Annotated in this window: 15 protein-coding genes; 7 read left to right on the top strand and 8 right to left on the bottom strand. The window is 32.3% G+C overall.

Annotation, left to right across the window (positions count from 1 at the left end; translation table 11 throughout):
* Nucleotides 1-60 precede the first annotated feature (60 nt).
* Nucleotides 61-2,526, top strand: coding sequence for a DUF5686 family protein (locus tag ACN0WY_RS00970; protein ID WP_417799260.1), 2,466 nt, complete (start codon nt 61-63; stop codon nt 2,524-2,526).
* Between the two features lie 9 nt (nt 2,527-2,535).
* Nucleotides 2,536-2,778, top strand: coding sequence for a molybdopterin converting factor subunit 1 (gene moaD / locus ACN0WY_RS00965; RefSeq protein WP_417799259.1), 243 nt, complete (start codon nt 2,536-2,538; stop codon nt 2,776-2,778).
* Between the two features lie 137 nt (nt 2,779-2,915).
* Here the strand turns inward: moaD and ACN0WY_RS00960 are convergent, their stop codons facing one another.
* Genes ACN0WY_RS00960 through recO form a run of 3 tightly spaced genes read right to left on the bottom strand, consistent with a single transcriptional unit; the run spans nt 2,916 to nt 6,399 of the window.
* On the bottom strand, nt 2,916-3,197 hold the full coding sequence (locus ACN0WY_RS00960) for a DUF3817 domain-containing protein (protein WP_330488938.1): 282 nt from the start codon (nt 3,195-3,197) through the stop codon (nt 2,916-2,918).
* Nucleotides 3,198-3,209: 12 nt separating this feature from the next.
* Nucleotides 3,210-5,675: a TonB-dependent receptor gene (locus ACN0WY_RS00955; RefSeq protein ID WP_417799258.1), complete on the bottom strand. Its 2,466-nt coding sequence runs from the start codon at nt 5,673-5,675 to the stop codon at nt 3,210-3,212.
* A gap of 1 nt (nt 5,676) precedes the next feature.
* A complete protein-coding gene (recO, locus tag ACN0WY_RS00950; RefSeq protein WP_417799257.1) occupies nt 5,677-6,399 on the bottom strand; it encodes a DNA repair protein RecO in 723 nt (240 codons plus the stop codon).
* A gap of 92 nt (nt 6,400-6,491) precedes the next feature.
* On the opposite strand from recO, the gene ACN0WY_RS00945 reads away from it, so the two are divergent.
* Complete coding sequence (locus ACN0WY_RS00945) at nt 6,492-6,962, top strand: CYTH domain-containing protein (RefSeq protein ID WP_330488935.1); 471 nt, start codon at nt 6,492-6,494, stop codon at nt 6,960-6,962.
* 55 nt (nt 6,963-7,017) lie between these two features.
* On the opposite strand, the gene ACN0WY_RS00940 is transcribed toward ACN0WY_RS00945, so the two are convergent.
* The 3 genes from ACN0WY_RS00940 to ACN0WY_RS00930 form a co-directional block, all read right to left on the bottom strand.
* Nucleotides 7,018-10,152, bottom strand: coding sequence for a M43 family zinc metalloprotease (locus ACN0WY_RS00940; protein ID WP_417799256.1), 3,135 nt, complete (start codon nt 10,150-10,152; stop codon nt 7,018-7,020).
* A gap of 149 nt (nt 10,153-10,301) precedes the next feature.
* Complete coding sequence (gene trhA, locus ACN0WY_RS00935) at nt 10,302-10,943, bottom strand: PAQR family membrane homeostasis protein TrhA (RefSeq protein WP_330488933.1); 642 nt, start codon at nt 10,941-10,943, stop codon at nt 10,302-10,304.
* Complete coding sequence (locus ACN0WY_RS00930; RefSeq protein WP_330488932.1) at nt 10,915-11,616, bottom strand: lysophospholipid acyltransferase family protein; 702 nt, start codon at nt 11,614-11,616, stop codon at nt 10,915-10,917. The genes trhA and ACN0WY_RS00930 overlap by 29 nt, the downstream gene beginning before the upstream one ends.
* 259 nt (nt 11,617-11,875) lie before the next feature.
* On the opposite strand from ACN0WY_RS00930, the gene trpS reads away from it, so the two are divergent.
* The 4 genes from trpS (at nt 11,876) to ACN0WY_RS00910 (ending at nt 14,939) form a co-directional block, all read left to right on the top strand.
* On the top strand, nt 11,876-12,844 hold the full coding sequence (trpS, locus tag ACN0WY_RS00925; protein ID WP_330488931.1) for a tryptophan--tRNA ligase: 969 nt from the start codon (nt 11,876-11,878) through the stop codon (nt 12,842-12,844).
* A gap of 140 nt (nt 12,845-12,984) precedes the next feature.
* The gene (locus tag ACN0WY_RS00920; protein ID WP_330488930.1) at nt 12,985-13,239 is read left to right on the top strand and encodes a hypothetical protein; all 255 of its coding nucleotides are present in this window, start codon (nt 12,985-12,987) and stop codon (nt 13,237-13,239) included.
* Between the two features lie 80 nt (nt 13,240-13,319).
* Entirely contained in the window at nt 13,320-13,625 is a 306-nt protein-coding gene (locus ACN0WY_RS00915) for a DUF6370 family protein (RefSeq protein WP_330488929.1), read from the top strand.
* 93 nt (nt 13,626-13,718) lie between these two features.
* Nucleotides 13,719-14,939 (top strand): tRNA modification GTPase, encoded by a 1,221-nt coding sequence (locus tag ACN0WY_RS00910; protein WP_417799255.1) that lies wholly within the window; start codon nt 13,719-13,721, stop codon nt 14,937-14,939.
* Nucleotides 14,940-14,981: 42 nt separating this feature from the next.
* Here the strand turns inward: ACN0WY_RS00910 and ACN0WY_RS00905 are convergent, their stop codons facing one another.
* Entirely contained in the window at nt 14,982-16,022 is a 1,041-nt protein-coding gene (locus ACN0WY_RS00905) for an NADP(H)-dependent aldo-keto reductase (RefSeq protein ID WP_417799254.1), read from the bottom strand.
* A gap of 119 nt (nt 16,023-16,141) precedes the next feature.
* Nucleotides 16,142-16,732 carry a hypothetical protein gene (locus ACN0WY_RS00900; RefSeq protein WP_417799253.1) on the bottom strand — a complete coding sequence of 197 codons (591 nt, stop codon included), beginning with the start codon at nt 16,730-16,732 and terminating at the stop codon, nt 16,142-16,144.
* Between the last annotated feature and the right edge of the window lie 20 nt (nt 16,733-16,752).

Raw genomic sequence — 16,752 nt, 5'->3', positions numbered from 1 at the left:
CTTCTTAAATACACTTTACAAAGTTCTTCTTTTATGTTTGTTACCAACAACTAACTGACTATGAAAATCATAACTACATTTTTGTTTTTAATATGCTCTTCAATAACCTTTTCTCAAATTACAGGAAAGGTTACCAATACTAAAAACCAACCTATTTCTTTTGTAAGTGTTTATTTAGAAAACACTATTACAGGCACCACAACCAATACAAATGGCGACTATGAATTAGCTTTTAACTCAACAGGACAACACACGGTAATATTTCAAATGTTAGGCTATAAAACCGTTAAAAAAACTGTTGAAATCAACTCTTTTCCTTTTACATTAAATGTTGTTTTAGCCGAAGAAGAAGTTACCTTAGATGAAGTGGTTGTTTCTTCTGAAGAAAATCCTGCTAACAAAATTATTAGGAATGCTATTGCTAATAAAGCTAAAAACACGGATAAGTTTGCTGAGTATACTGCCGATTTTTACTCTCGTGGTTTATTTAGGGTAAAAGATTTACCTAAAAAATTTTTAGGGCAAGACATTGGTGATATGGGAGGTGGGTTAGACTCAACTCGAAGTGGTGTGGTATATCTTTCTGAAACGGTCTCAAAAATCGCTTTTCAAAAAAGGCCTAAAAACTTTAAAGAGCATATTATAGCTTCAAAAGTTAGTGGGCAAGACAACGGCATTAGTTTTAATCAAGCGGAAGAAGTAAACTTTAACTTTTATGAAAATTCTTTTGATTTAGCTGATGTTAACGTTATTTCTCCCATTGCTAATGGTGCTTTTGGTTATTACAGCTATAAACTAACGGGTGTTTTTTACGATAAAAATGGAACACTAATTAACAAAATTCAACTTTTACCAAAACGTAAAAATGATCGCGTTTTTAGTGGTTTTATTTATATTGTTGAAGATGATTGGGCTATTTACGGTGCTGATGTTATGGTTACAGGTGCACAAATAAGCCTACCAATTGTAGATTCGTTACATATTAAACAGAACTATAATTTCTCTACTAAAAACAACGCTTGGGTACCGGTTACACAAACCATAGATTTTAAAGCAGGGTTATTTGGATTTCATTTTAACGGACGCTTTTCTGCTGCTTATTCTAACTATAATTTTAATCCTAATTTTACTAAAGACACTTTTGGTAACGAAGTGCTTTCGTTTGCAGAAAATGCTACTGAAAAGGATTCTGTATATTGGAATGAAATTCGCCCTGTAACTTTAACTTCTGAAGAAATATCAGATTACAAATTAAAAGACAGTATAAAAACCATTCGAAAATCGAAGAAATATTTAGATTCTATTGACACCAAAAACAATAAGTTTAAACCGTTGGATATTCTTTCTGGTTACACTTACCAAGATTCTTACAACAAATGGTCGATAAGCACTTCTTCGCCTATTGAAAGTCTTAACTTTAATACGGTGCAAGGATGGAATTCTTCTTTAGGTATTAACTACCGAAAATCATTGAACAAAAAAGGAAAACGTTTTAGTATTGGGGCTGATATTAATTATGGTTTTTCAGAGAAAAAAGTGCGTCCTACAGCCAACTTTAACTATCGTTGGAACAATACTACACGACCTGTTTTAACAATTTCTGGAGGAATTGCTACACCACAATTTAACCCAAAACAGCCTATTTCCAAGTTTTGGAATACAATAAGTTCTATTGGTTTTGAAAGAAACTATTTAAAAATTTATGAAAAGACATTTGCCAAAGCATCCTTTTCTCAAGAAGTAACGAACGGAATACGCATGTTTTCTTCTTTGGAATTTGCAGATAGAAAACCATTATTTAATACAACTGATTATGTAATGTTTCCGCAAGATGATATAGATTATACTTCTAACAATCCGCAAAATCCTACCGATTTTTCAACAGGTTTTACACCTCATCAAATGTGGACTTTTTCTTTAGGAGCAAACATTAATTTTGGACAAAAATACTTATCATACCCTGATGGAAAATATAACATTCCTAGTCGTAAGTACCCATCACTATACATTGGTTATCAAAAAAACTTTGGCTCAGGAAATTCTGAATGGAATTCTGATGTGGTTTTTTCTCAATTATATCAACAAATCAATTTTGGTAATTGGGGTGAATTTGCTTACAAAGCAAAAGGAGGTATGTTCTTAGAGAAAAAAGACATTCCTTTTATAGATTATGCTCATTTTAACGGAAATCGCTTGTTAATAGCCCCAAAAGACAACTATTTAAACAACTTTTATATGCTTCCGTATTATCAGCTAAGTTCTAATGATACATACGCTGAGTTCCATGGAGAATATAATTTTAAAGGAGCATTATTAAGCAAGGTTCCTTTGTTAAACAAACTTAACTTTCATCTAGTTACTGGAGCAAAAGGATTATTTACTGCGGGTAACAAACCTTATACTGAATTTGCTATTGGTTTAGATAATGTTGGTATTGGAAAATGGCGTTTTTTACGTGTAGATTTTGCTCGCTCTTACTTTAATGGAAAATCTGAAAACAGAGTAGTTTTCGGGATAAAATTGTAGATTTGTTATATGAAAATAAGCATTCTATTTTTCGGTATGGCCACAGACTTGGTTGACAGTTCTTCATTAGAAATTGAACTACCAAACAAAAGTACTGTTGCTAGCTTTAAAGAATTTCTTTTAGCAGAATTCCCCGAGCTACAAAAAATGAGTTCGTATGCTGTAGCTATTAACGAAAGTTACGCTACAGACGACATACTCATAAAAGAAAATGATGTAATCGCAATTATTCCTCCAGTTAGCGGAGGATAGTTATTCAATGTCATAATGGTCAATAGAGTAATGAGTTAATATAACAATGTAGCAATGGTTTAATATACTAATGGGGTTTCGTTTCGACTTCGCTCAACGAACTACTATTTACTAACCTTTATTACATTAAATCAATATTATACCGTTTCTTTTATAAGATACCTGCCAACGAAAAATGTTCCGAAAGGTAAGATAGAAAGTAAACAAACAATTCCGAAAGTTTTACCATTCCAATTTAGCTCATACTTTAACATGATTGCTAACACTATGTATCCTACAAATAACAATCCGTGAGGCATACCCAGCATTTTTACATACTCTGGATTTCCTTGTAAATATTTAATTGGAACGGCTATAAAAAGCAATAAAATATAAGATATTCCTTCTAATAAACTTACTAACCTGAAAAAATTAATCATTTGATTTTTTACTTAAAAATTGGTTAGCAAAGATACTGAAATATTACGTCCTGAAGCTGAAACTCCAGAAGCAAATTCTTTATAATGTTCATCAAATAGGTTAGATAATTGTGCTTGTAAAGCTATGTTTTTTGTAAACTGAAATTTACCGTACAACCCAACAGTCATCCAACTAGGACTTCCGTAGTATTTATCTATATCTTCGGTTGCATTCGCGTTGACAACTGGTGTTTGTTCATGGTTGTCAATACCTTCAGTTATATTATAGTCTGAAATATCTTTTTTCGCATTAAAAACTAAGTTAGCTCCGCCTTCAAACTTCTTGTTTACATAACTTAAATCAAAACGACCAAATAACGGCGGAATAGATGATAACGGTTCGTTTGTATCATACGCTTTACCATACGTGCATGTAACAAATCCTGATGTATTCCAATTTTTATGCAGCTTCCCTTGATAACTTACCGTAGCACCTGTAACATAAGCTGTTCCTTTGTTTACATTAGCCACAATAGCCCCTTCTTCTCCGTCATACTCAATAGTTGAATTTCCATTCAATTCAAAATCCTCTCTATAAATATAGTTATTCAACAAAGTATAATACACATTTGCCCCAACTCTAAATTTTCTATTGTTAAAGTATTTTTGAGCACCAATTTCAGCATTGTATGCATGCTCTGGTTTTAAACTAGTATTTGGTATGGTTACCTTTCCGTTCTTCTCTCTTATTTTTCCTACATCATCAATATTGGGAGATCGAAAACCAGAAGATACTACTGTATTTAACTGCCATGTTTTATTAGGCTTGTATACATACCCTATAGTTGCTGTTAACGATTGGTTATCTAATTGAATATCTTTTTGAGGAATATCAATAAAAGTTTCGTCCAACCACTTTGCTTTCAATACTGTATTCGTTCCTCTAATTCCTGTGTTTAATGTTGATTTACTATTGATATCTTGACGGTAATCTACATAAAAAGCAGAGCTCAAATAACTACTTCCTCCATCAGGGTAACGAGACTGCACTACGAAATCACTATCAAAGCCAACAATACTATTACCATTAACACGTAATGTTTTTCCGTAAGAGTTTGACACTACATCATTATATGCAATTTCAATTCCGTACCCTAAATTTCTATTTTCTGCTAGCGGAACTGTAAAATCTCCATTCAAACTAAAAACATCAACTTTTTCTTCTCTATAAGACCTATCTAAGCTTCCAAACTTTCGTTGAATACGACTTTCTTTGATGTTTTGGTATGCCAAAGTAATGGTTCCATTATCCATCCACTTTTTCTTTGGGTTGATAATTAACTGCGGAGAGATCAACAAACGTTCTTGTGGTCCGTAATACCACTCAGCAAATTTTAAACTTCCTTTTTTCAACTCCGTTAACTTATCAAAACGAGGTATATTGGAAGAAGTTGAATATTGAATATTGAATTTAAAATCTGTATTTTTTGAAAAAGGCACATAAAACTTTTGCAATACGTCTGTTTGGCTATACCCTGTATTTCTTTGCAAGCTTTGGTCAGAGTTAGCAACTGGCGTATCACTATAAAAAGTGTTTGTATTATTGGAGTAAAAAGGAACCTTTCCCCAATTATCAAAACCATGAGAACGATTTTCTCCCATCTTTAAGTCTCCAAAATTACTATGAGCTACACTTGTAAAAGATGCCCATTTTTTAAATCTTAATTCTGTAGAAACTACATTAGTTACTTCATGATTTACTGAACTATATCGCAAAAAAGTATTTCCTTTAATTTCGCTTCCTTTTTCTGATAGCTTTGGGGTTTTAGTATAATAATGAATTACTCCTCCTAAAGCATCTGAACCATAGATTACCGATGAGGGTCCAAAAACAACTTCTGTTCTCTCTAATAAATTTGGAGCTACTGTTATTGAGTTTTGTAAGTGTCCTTTTCGATAAATTGCATTGTTCATACGAACACCGTCAACTACCAAAAGAACTCGGTTACTTTCCATTCCGCGTAAAACAGGACTTCCTCCTCCAAACTGTGACTTCTGAACTTTAATTCCAGGAACACTTGCTAATAAATCTGCTGATGTTTGTGGTGATAACTTTTCTATCTCTTTTGAAGATACCACGGCTATTTGCTCAGCAATGCGGTTGGTTTTTTCTCTGTTCTTAAAAACCGAAACAACTACCTCATCTAACTGTTCTGAGTTTTTTGATAAATATACGTGGTAATTATTCCTTTTTATTACTGATTTTTTCTCTTGATACACCGCATAAGACACATGTGTAAAGGTGAGCACTTCGTTTTCTTTAAAATCAGAAACATCAACTTTCCCTAGTTCATCACTTACAGCCGATGTTGTTTTATTTTTATTAAAAATAGCAACAGCTTCTACAGGTTTTCCTGTTTCAGCATCGATAACAGTAACTGTTTGAGAGAAAATTGTAGTTACGAACAATAAAAATAATACAGTAATTCTATGCTTCATATTAATTAAATACGGTTTCTAAAACATCTAATGATTTAGGTTTTCTAAATCCTTCCAAATGTAACTCATAATACCGAACTATAATTCGGAGAATTATTTGTCTTTCTTTTTTTGAATAAGAAATTGAATTGATTGCATCAAAATTTATGCCTAATAGGCTTTTAAACAGCATTATTTCTTTCCCTGAAATTGTTAATTTTTCATATTCGGTATCGGTAAAACTTCCTTCTAACAAATTAAATGCTGTTTTATCAATATTGGTTGTATCTGGATAGAAGCCTAGATACCTAGATAAATTTAACAAAAACAGTAAGTGAAAGTTCGCAACCTCATCATGTGTATCTAACCAAATTAAAGATGTTTCAATATAACTGTACAAAGGATTGTTTTCTTCCTCCTCTTGTAAAATGTATGATAACACTTCTGATAAAAACAGTACAATTGATTGTTTTACTATAGAAGTATAAATGGTTTCATACGGATGAATCACTTGCACTTCTTTAATAGAATGCAACGAACTTTTATTGCTGTGATTTGCAGTAAGATTTAATTGTGTTAATGGTTGAAAGTGCGCAGGCTTTAACTTTCCTTTTTTTGATTTTAGTACTCCTTTTATCATGTACGATTTTACTCCTTCTTGTAAAGTAAAACATTTTACAACCAAACTAGTATCTCCATATTTAAGAGAACTTAAAACAATGGCTTTTGTAGTAATTACTGCCATTTAACCAAGTTTAACTATTAAAATCATTACTCAAAGATATACCAATAATATCGACAAAAATAGTACATTCGTGTAAAATTGATTCCTTTAACATGACAACAGAGATAGAGCGAAAATTCTTGGTAAAATCTACTGAATTTAAACAAGAAGCTTTTCAAAAAAACTACATAAAACAAGGGTTTTTAAATTCAGATAAAGAAAGAGTAGTACGAGTTCGTTTAAAAGACGATACCGGTTTTTTAACCATCAAAGGGCCATCAAATGCTAATGGAACTACTCGATTTGAATGGGAAAAAGAAATTGATAAAAAAGAAGCTGAAAGTCTTTTTGACTTGTGTGAAAAAGGTAGTATTGAAAAGTATAGGTATTTAGTAAAAATTGACAATCATACGTTTGAAGTAGATGAGTTTTTAGGAGACAATAGTGGATTGCTTATTGCTGAAGTAGAGTTAGAAGACGAAAACGAACATTTTTCAAAACCTGAGTGGTTAGGTAAAGAGGTTACTGGAATTACCAAATACTACAACTCCAACCTAAGTAAATTACCTTATAATAAGTGGTAAAAAGCTGTTTGAAAATCTTCCAAACAGCTTTTATTCCCCTAATAAAACTCTTTGCTTATCTTTTTAGAATACTAAGAGTTTTTACTTGTTTTCCTGATTGTATCTTTAACAAATACATACCTTCTTTCTTTAGTATACTATCATCTATCAATATAAATGTAGAAGGCGATTGAATATCTTTACTATGTATATGTCTTCCCAATAAATCATACACCTCTAATCGAATAGCCCCATCTTTTGAAATACTGGAGATATCAATTTTTGTTTGTGACACAAATGGATTAGGTATTGCAGAGATGACTCCACTATTATTTGACTTTTCATCGTTAGGCCCTGCAACTCCACTTCTTGTCACTGTTGTAATTGGTGAATTCGCCGTTTTATTGTAAGCATAATCTGTCAATGTATAAGATTGTCCATCGTTTGCTACCACAATGTGAAACCATCCGTAATGTGTGTTTCCGTTTATTTTAAAAGTAACCCCGATAAAACCAGTCTTTCCATTCCAAGACGTATAATTGGATGAACTAACTGTATAAGGACTAGAACTTGTTACAAAATTACTTGATGCTCCAACAGTAATACCTTCCTCTAAATAGGACACCTTACTCGTTGTTCCTTCACAAACAATATCTTTATTGTAGGTTTCCAATCGCACTGAGTTGCTAGTATACCAAGCTCCATAATCTGCATCGTCTCCTGTTTCAATTCTAAAAAACTTCCAAGGGTCACTTGAGGTTACCGTTAGATCATCTATATCAACATATACGATATCATCATTTGTACTACACGGTGCACAAGAACCTCCACAGTCAACTCCTGTTTCATCTCCATTTTGAATCCCATCATTACAGTTTCCGTCACCAATAACAATCTTGTAATCCTCCACTTCCCCATAACTAAACGATTCACAAGACGCAGGTATACCATTATATTTCATAGCCACTCTCATTCGAGTAGTTCCTAAAACTGCTGAATTTGGCACGGTAAACTGTCCTGTTACCGAAGTGTCTTTAGATGCTGTTTGAGTCCAAATTTGCTCTCCAGCATCTGTAAAATCACCATCTTGATTGTAATCAATCCAAACACTATATCCTTCGGAATAAACAGTGCTATTCCAACCTGGTGTTATGGTTATTGAATAATTACTTTCTTTTGATAAGTTAGTTGATATTGTAGCCGTATAATTTGCATATCCGCCACTTGATCCTGACGAACTATTACTAATGGTATTTAATTCAACTTTACCTATAAACTCATCACTTACACTCTTCCCGTTGGAATCACAATATGTTACGGTGCAAGGTTCACAAGAACCTCCACAATCAATTCCTGTTTCATCTCCATTTTGAATTCCATCACTACAAGTAGCTCCTGTATTTCCGTCCCACACTTTACTACCCGCTTTAATGGTACCAAAAGGCTCTGTGCTATATGCATAATCTAGTAGCGTATATGATGTTCCATCATTGTTAACACTAACTCTAAACCAACCGTAATTCGTTTTTCCTGGGTATAATTCTAATTGAAAACCTATATAAGCAGTTTTACCATCCCAAGAAGAGTAATTAGTATTTCTAATTACATGCAAATCGGGATATGCGCCTCCATCAACCCAAGAACTTTGTTGATCAATCACTGTATTCAACTCAATTGGTTTCACATTTCTAGTTCCGGATTGACATACTAATGCTTTTTTATAGGTTTCCAATATCAATGAACTATTCTCATAAAAAGTTCCGAATCTATTGTTACTAGCACCCTCTATTGTAAAAAACGTCCAAGTACTTCCAGAGTTAGCTGTGTAATCTTCGTTGTCAAAATACACTACTTTGTAAGGGTCATAAAAAGAAAAACTAAACGTTACTTTATTAGAATTTAAAGAAGAACTTCCTCCTGAAATTGCAGCATCTTTAAACGTAACAGAACCTGTAGTATTATTTAATTTGGAATGGTTTGTTACTTGTCCTGTAAACTTCATACTAAGTGTTTTATTATTAAGTACGGTTATTTGAGCTGACAAACCTTGAGGAAGGTTGGCTTCAAAATGAGTCCCAGAAATTAAGTTTCCTGAAGAAACTGAGAAAGTAGTTCCTTCTATAGATATATTTTTAGTTTCATCAACTATTGAACCATCATTTGATAATGCTTCTTCTACTGTAGTAGAATCTACTATTAGAGATGCCCCATTTAAGTTTACTCCTGTAGCTGTTAAGTTCTCAGGTTGCCACAAAGGCTTACGGGCTGGATGCTGTAATGCTGTAAGCATTCTATCAATTTGTCCTTGTGTAAACATTTTTCCACAACCAGCAGCAGCATCATACCCCATGTAGTTTTCATAATTAATTAAATTACCACAATCACTTGCTCCAACCGTACAACCATCATCTCCTGAATTAGAATCTTCTTTTGGAGTATCGTCTACATAATCTCCATTTGGGTCATTACACCCACCTTCAAACGTGTGTATAAGATTTAACCAATGACCAAACTCATGCGTTAATACTGAAGCAAACTCTTTGTTCGTATTTCCATGAATGTAACGCCCGTTATAAACCACCCTAGCAGTGTTGTTATCAGACATGGTAGTATTAGGATACCAAGCAACACCCGAGTTTGTTGCACTCCCGTCTGCATATAAATCTCCCATAATGTATACATTCATATACTTATAATTATCCCAAGCGTCTGCTGAAATTTGATCGTCATAACCACCTCCGTTTCCATATCCTGATTTTTCTGGATGAAATACTACACCGTTAGTACTTCCTCCATTAGGATCTATTTTTGCCAAAGCAAATCGAATACCAAGAGTACCTCGTCTTCCTGAAAAAACAGGATCAACAGTATTGAAGTCATCATTAAGTCCGTTGAAATCCTCATTCAGTTTATCTAATGCTACTTTTATTTTATCATACGTTACAGTTAGTCCATGTTGAACTGAGCCATAAACATGTACAACCACCGGAATGGTATAAGTCTCTCCAGCTTTATTAAAAAGCGAAGTCTGTTTTTTTCTAACTACATTTTTTGTGTAGTTATTAAACTTGTCAAATTCTTTTTTTGATTCTGGGTATTTTAAAAATACCTTTTGATTTTCACTTGTAACCTTACAGTCTTGAGCCAGCAGAGCTTCAACACAGAAAAACAACAAAAAGAAGAAGGGTAACAAAATAGTTTTTTGTTTCATAATTGATTGATTTTAAATTACTTAAAACAAACCTACAGTTATAAAACAAATCTATTTGATACAATACTAACCAATACAAACAATAAATTACCTATAACAAGCTTTTTAACTTTAATTTTACAGATATTTTATTTTTTTACCGTAAAAAGTTAGTCAATAAAGAAAATAGCTAAAAAATGACTCAAACTACCCAACAACACAAAAACATGGAAGGTTGCATGACTATATTTTATTTTTTTTAAGGAATAGAAAATAGCCCCAACGGTATAAAAAACTCCACCAAGAAAAAGATATAACAAGCCGTTATCTGATAAATTTTCCATTAACGGTTGAATTACAAAAACAACTTGCCATCCCATTAATAAATACAACGCTGTTGATAGTTTGTCGAACCGTCCTGTAAAAAAAAGCTTTAGTATAACCCCTGTAATAGCAAATAGCCAAACAAAAATAAACATATACCAACCTAGTTTTGGTGGTAATACAACTAAACAAAATGGGGTATATGTTCCGGCAATTAATACATAAATAGCTGCATGGTCTAAAATGTTAAGTCTTCGCCTAAGTTTAGGTTCTTTAGCTGCATGATAAAAAGTAGATGCTGCATAAAGAATTATCATACTTAACCCATAAATACAAAAACTAGCTATTTTCCAAAAAGTATGATAGTTAAGGGATTTTTTCACTAAAAAAGGAAAGGCTATGATACTTAACAACAATCCAAATCCGTGAGTAAGGATGTTTACTCTTTCTTCTTTTTCGCTATAAAAGTGATTTAAATTCTCGCTCATTGTTAGGTCGGTTAGTATCTTTCATATACAACTCATCATTTATCAATTCATTGTATATAACACGATATGTTTCTTCTTTAAGTTTTTTCTTATCTCCAACAACTAGTTCTTCTGTTTCAATAAACTCACATTGTTTTACTCTCAGTGTTCCGGGAGCGCCTTTAAAAAAATCCCAAGAAAATAACCGTTTTCCATCGTAATACACCTGAGGAACGATTGGAATTTTATGTTCAATAGCTAAACTAAATGCTCCATTTTTAAAGGGAGCTAAAACGATGTTTTCAGCAGGCACTAATCCTTCAGGGAAAATTGCAATACTAGTTCCATTTTTTAATCTTTTATGGGCTTCTTCATACACTTTTTTTCTACTTTCCAAATCGCTTCTATCAACTACAATAACCACTTTTTTATAAAAAAAACCAAAAATTGGAAATTTTGCCAATTCTTTCTTCCCCACAAAAACTATTGGATTTTTACTCATCGCTATTAGAATCCATGGATCTATAAATGACGCATGGTTGGCACAAAACATGTAGCTTTTATTTCGATCTATTTCTTGCTCTTTTTCAACTTTTAGTCGAAACCCCATTCCATAAATTAAAAAATAAGCCCACGCTCTTACTACCTTCCAAAAAACTGGATAGTATTTTTCATCTGAAGTTAAAATCAGCATAAAAGGTGCCATTATTAATATTGAAACTACAATTAATGTGTAGAACCAAACGCGCCAAATAAAACGAATAGGAAAAAATAGATATTTCAACTCTTTTAAATTATAATCAATTAATTAACCTTATACTTTTTCTCTACGAAAATGAGTATTAAGATCTCCCCAATATGCGAATGTAGTAATTTCTTTTGTTTGATAAATTTTAAGCTTATTTTTGCTCACTTAAGCGAGCACTTATTTAAAAACATTTCAAAACAGACTTATGTCAAGAATTTTAACAGGAGTACAAAGTACGGGAACCCCACATTTAGGGAATTTATTAGGAGCCATTTTACCTGCAATTGAAATGGCAAATGATTCTAAAAATGAATCGTTTATTTTCATTGCCGACATGCACTCTTTAACACAGATTAAAGACGGAAACGAATTGCGAGAAAACACCTATAGTGTTGCGGCTACTTGGCTTGCTTGTGGTATTGACATTAATAAAACCGTATTTTATCGCCAAAGTGATATTCCTGAAGTTACTGAATTAACTTGGTATTTGAGCTGTTTTTTTCCTTACCAACGCTTAACCCTAGCTCATGGTTTTAAAGATAAAGCTGATCGTTTGGCTGATGTAAACGCTGGATTATTTACCTATCCAATGTTGATGGCTGCGGATATTTTATTGTACGATGCTGAAGTGGTTCCAGTAGGAAAAGATCAGTTACAACATTTAGAAATGACGCGTGATGTTGCTAATAGATTTAACAATATAGTTGGTGAAACCTTAGTTCCACCTCAAGCAAAAATAAATGAAGACACCAAATTAGTTCCAGGTATTGATGGTGAAAAAATGAGTAAATCACGAAATAACTTCATCAACATTTTCCTCCCAGACAAAAAGTTACGTAAACAAATTATGGGAATTCAAACAGATAGTAAAGCTTTAGAAGACCCAAAGAATCCAGATACAGATAATGTTTTTGCTCTATATAAATTATTAGCTTCAGAAGAGCAAATAGCTGAAATGCGTGCTAATTATGAAAATGGAGGGTACGGATATGGACATGCAAAACAAGCTTTGTATGAATTAATTATAGACCAGTTTGCTGATGTACGCACAAAGTACAACCACTATATGGAAAACCGTCATGAAATTGATGAAGCTTTGGCTGTAGGGGCAGAAAAAGCTCGTATAATAGCTAAAGATGTGCTACAAAGAGTTCGAGGTAAAATAGGATATTAAATTATATTCCCTTTGATAAACAAGTTGTTTCATCCTTAAAAAAACAGGAGTATATCCCTATGAAAAACAGGGAATAGGTAACCTTTGTTAGTTGTGTTTTTTGATAGTTTTACATCACTATTAACTCAAACTAACATATTATGCCACATTATGCACAAGGAACGACAGGGTGGACAAAATTGAAAGGCTATCAAGCTTTATGGGATCCTAAAATTGATTTGGGTAAATTTTACTTTACGACATTTCAGGGAAAAAGACAAGAAACTCCATATATGACGGCAGATAATTTTGCAAGAGTAATTGATATTCTAAGAAATGAAACTCCTGTCTACGGAAACGCAACTACTGGCTCTGTAACCACACAAGAAGAACTTGTTGGAGAAGAAGAGAGTTAGGAGGTTTAAATACTATAATTAATTAAACCCAGAATAAATTTATTCTGGGTTTTTTATGCTTATTTTCATAAATTCACAACATGAAAAAAATATTACTTTTAGTATTCTTAGGAATCGTTGCCTGTAGTACTCCAAAAGAAAAAACACAAATAGTAGAAGCTTCGTGCGGTCAATGTAAGTTTGGTTTAGACAGCCAACAAGGATGTGATTTAGCTATAAAAATAGATGGACAAGCCTATTTTATTGAAGGTGCTCACATAGATGACTATGGTGATGCTCACGATAAGAATATTGGTTTTTGTAATGTTATTAGAAAGGCCGAGGTTACTGGAAAAGTTGAAGATGGTAAGTTTAAAGCTTCTTCTTTTAAAATTGTAGAAGAATAGTTTTTAGACTTCTAGATAAAAAACAAAAAACCGAAACATAAAAGCTACTTCGGTTTTTTTTATACTTTTGTCAAGATTCAAAAAAAAAATTCAATGAAAAAAATTCTATCTTATGTTGCCATTTTTATTGCAACCGTTAATTGCTATGCTCAAATTACATTTGAAAAAGGATATTTTATTTCTAATGAAGGAGAAAAGGTTGAATGCTTAATTAAAAATATAGACTGGAAAGACACCCCTACTGAGTTTATATACAAGCGTAGTGCTATCGATTCTGAAAAAACAAACACAATTAATTCCATCAAAGAATTTGGAATTTACAACTCCTCTAAGTACATTCGAGCCAATATAGATATTGATAAGTCTAGTAGTATAGTAGGCGAACTATCTAATAATCGCAATCCAGTATTCATAAGAGAAACGCTGTTTTTAAAGGTACTAATTGAAGGCGATGCCAGTTTATTTTCCTACAAAAATAGTAACTTAAAAAGATTCTTTTTTTCTACTAATGAAAGAGAAGTTACCCAATTGATTTATAAAAAGTATACAAACAACTATACAATTTACGAAAACAAGCAATTTCTTCAACAATTGTTTAACAATTTAAAATGCCACACTCTAACTACTAAAAGGATTGAGGCTCTAAAATACAATGACAGCAGCTTATCTAATTTTTTTATAGATTACAATGAATGTAGAAATAGTGAATCTATAAACTTTTATAGAAATTCTAAAAAAAGAAAAGCTTTTAGTCTAGCTATAAAAGCAGGAGTTAACAACAACTCATTAAGTATTAAAAACAGTACAGATAATAGTAGAAATACTGACTTTGGTAATAAAATTAGTGGCAGGTTTGGTGTAGAGGCTGAATACATATTCCCATTTAACAAAAACAAATGGAGTTTGGTAATTGCCCCTGCATATCAATCTTTTAAATCTCAAAAATCTACAGAAAGCAATAATGTTTCAGGGAATACTTTAGTTTCTAGTATTAATTACAGTTCTATTGAAGTTCCTATTGGTGTTAAACACTCTTTTTTCTTAAACAAAAATTCTAAAATTTACCTTTTAGGGTCTTACGTAGTAACAGACATTAAAATTGATTCAGCAGTAGATTTTAATAGAGGGGATGGTTCTAATTTAAGTTCATTAAATATAAAACCGAACTCTTCTTTTGCTGTAACTCTAGGGTACAAATATGATAAGTATAGTATTGATTTGAGATACAATAGCAAAGATCTGTTAGGAAACTATTCTTTTTGGTCTTCAGATTACAAATCACTCAGCTTAAATATAGGTTATACTATTTTTTAAAAAAATAAAAACGGAAGTAAGCTTACTTCCGTTTTTATTTTTTTAAGGCGCTGGATTAGGAATCATTGTATGCACCGCTTCAATCTCTGCTAAAATGTCTTCTGACAATGCAATATTGATAGAATTGATATTCTCTTTTAACTGACTCATTTTAGTAGCTCCAATAATGTTACTCGTTACAAATGGTAACTGATTGATGTATGCTAAAGACAGCTCTGTTAATGTTAATCCGTGTTTATTCGCTATTTTTTGATACTCTAAAATCGCTTTTTCTGAACCTTCATTTTTATATCTAGCAATAAACCTAGGAAACAAAGTTCCTCTTGCTCCTTCTGGAGTTTTTCCATCAATATATTTTCCTGTTAACACTCCTTGTGCTAGAGGAGAATACGCTAATAATCCAATATTTTCTCTCATAGAAACCTCAGACATTCCCACTTCATATCCTCTATGAATTAACGAGTATGAGTTTTGAATGGTAACCATTCTTGGTAAATCACGTTGTTCTGCAGTTTGTAAGTACTTCATAGTTCCCCAAGGTGTTTCGTTAGACAAACCTACGTGCTTTATCTTTCCTTGTTTTACAAAATCATTCAAGGTTTCTAAAATCTCTAGATGTTTTTCAGCTTCATTAGCAGAAGTTTTGTATGGGTAATCACGTACCCCAAAACAGTTTACACCACGATCTGGCCAATGTAGTTGGTATAAGTCGATATAATCAGTTTGTAAGCGTTTTAAGCTGCCTTCAATGGCTTCACTTATATTCTTTCTGTTGAAGCCACCTGTTCTAATATGCGCTGTGTAATCACCTCCTCCTGCTATTTTAGATGCCAACACTACTTTATCTCTGTTTCCTGTTTTCTTGAACCAAGAACCTATAATTTTTTCCGTAGCTCCATATGTTTCTGGAGTAGCAGGCACAGAATATAATTCTGCAGTATCAAAAAAGTTTACCCCTTGTTCTAAGGCATAATCCATTTGTTCATGACCTTCTGCTTCGGTATTTTGTCGCCCCCATGTCATGGTTCCTAAACAAATTTTAGAAACTTTTATATCTGTAGTTGGTAAGGTTGTATATTTCATAAATTAATCATCATTTGTTACTCTTGTAAAAATACAAGGTTTTTAGAATTTCTACTTCTTAAAGTTTATATAAAAGAAATCCCGCAGTAAGCGGGATTAAATAATCATTTAAAAGGTTTTTACCTTATTAAAAACTCAGTCAAGGTTCTTTTCTTTAATTTTCTTGTTAATGCTATTATTGCTATTGACAGAACTAAAAAGTACCCCAATAAAACCTTAATAGTTCCAAATTGAGCTAGCCCTAAAACCAATCCGCTTAAGCCTTGTCTACCTCCTACAATCTCGTACTGATAACCTTTCTCAATTTCTCTCGCTAAATAGAATATCCATAAAAATATTCCTGTGGAAAATAATATGGCAAAAATTTGAGGCTTTATATACTTAATTATTTTTGGTTTCTCTTTAGAATAACTAAAGTTAGATAACTTTTCTCTTAAATAAAGAAAAATCTGATTCTTAACCTCTTTATTATTTATAATGATTTCCTCTTCAGAATTGCCTCCATAAAAAATAGTTATCGTACTTGATTCTTCTGGATTTTCTATACTTTTAATATATGAGAAAGGAATACTAAAAACATCTTCTGGAATATCTCCTTTTTCAAAACCTGAAATCAGTTCAGACTTTATACGTTTTTTGATTTTCCCTACATAAAGAGACCCTTCTGTAACAACAATAAAATCATTATCGTTATAAAACCAATATTTCATTCTATTTTCTTTTTCTACTA

Origin of the sequence: Tenacibaculum sp., assembly GCF_048269885.1 — a bacterium.
Classification (GTDB): Bacteria; Bacteroidota; Bacteroidia; order Flavobacteriales; family Flavobacteriaceae; genus Polaribacter.
Note: the sequence above shows the minus strand (reverse complement) of the source record. Positions and strands in the feature narration are given on the sequence as shown.

Bases quoted from the DNA above. Each gene is read 5' to 3' on its own strand.
- ACN0WY_RS00945 (WP_330488935.1), top strand. From the start codon at position 6,492: ATGACAACAGAGATAGAGCGAAAATTCTTGGTAAAATCTACTGAATTT.
- moaD (WP_417799259.1), top strand. From the start codon at position 2,536: ATGAAAATAAGCATTCTATTTTTCGGTATGGCCACAGACTTGGTTGAC.
- ACN0WY_RS00940 (WP_417799256.1), bottom strand. From the start codon at position 10,152: ATGAAACAAAAAACTATTTTGTTACCCTTCTTCTTTTTGTTGTTTTTC.
- recO (WP_417799257.1), bottom strand. From the start codon at position 6,399: ATGGCAGTAATTACTACAAAAGCCATTGTTTTAAGTTCTCTTAAATAT.
- ACN0WY_RS00905 (WP_417799254.1), bottom strand. From the start codon at position 16,022: ATGAAATATACAACCTTACCAACTACAGATATAAAAGTTTCTAAAATT.
- trhA (WP_330488933.1), bottom strand. From the start codon at position 10,943: ATGAGCGAGAATTTAAATCACTTTTATAGCGAAAAAGAAGAAAGAGTA.
- ACN0WY_RS00900 (WP_417799253.1), bottom strand. From the start codon at position 16,732: ATGAAATATTGGTTTTATAACGATAATGATTTTATTGTTGTTACAGAA.
- trpS (WP_330488931.1), top strand. From the start codon at position 11,876: ATGTCAAGAATTTTAACAGGAGTACAAAGTACGGGAACCCCACATTTA.
- ACN0WY_RS00955 (WP_417799258.1), bottom strand. From the start codon at position 5,675: ATGAAGCATAGAATTACTGTATTATTTTTATTGTTCGTAACTACAATT.
- ACN0WY_RS00915 (WP_330488929.1), top strand. From the start codon at position 13,320: ATGAAAAAAATATTACTTTTAGTATTCTTAGGAATCGTTGCCTGTAGT.
- ACN0WY_RS00970 (WP_417799260.1), top strand. From the start codon at position 61: ATGAAAATCATAACTACATTTTTGTTTTTAATATGCTCTTCAATAACC.
- ACN0WY_RS00960 (WP_330488938.1), bottom strand. From the start codon at position 3,197: ATGATTAATTTTTTCAGGTTAGTAAGTTTATTAGAAGGAATATCTTAT.
- ACN0WY_RS00930 (WP_330488932.1), bottom strand. From the start codon at position 11,616: ATGCTGATTTTAACTTCAGATGAAAAATACTATCCAGTTTTTTGGAAG.
- ACN0WY_RS00910 (WP_417799255.1), top strand. From the start codon at position 13,719: ATGAAAAAAATTCTATCTTATGTTGCCATTTTTATTGCAACCGTTAAT.
- ACN0WY_RS00920 (WP_330488930.1), top strand. From the start codon at position 12,985: ATGCCACATTATGCACAAGGAACGACAGGGTGGACAAAATTGAAAGGC.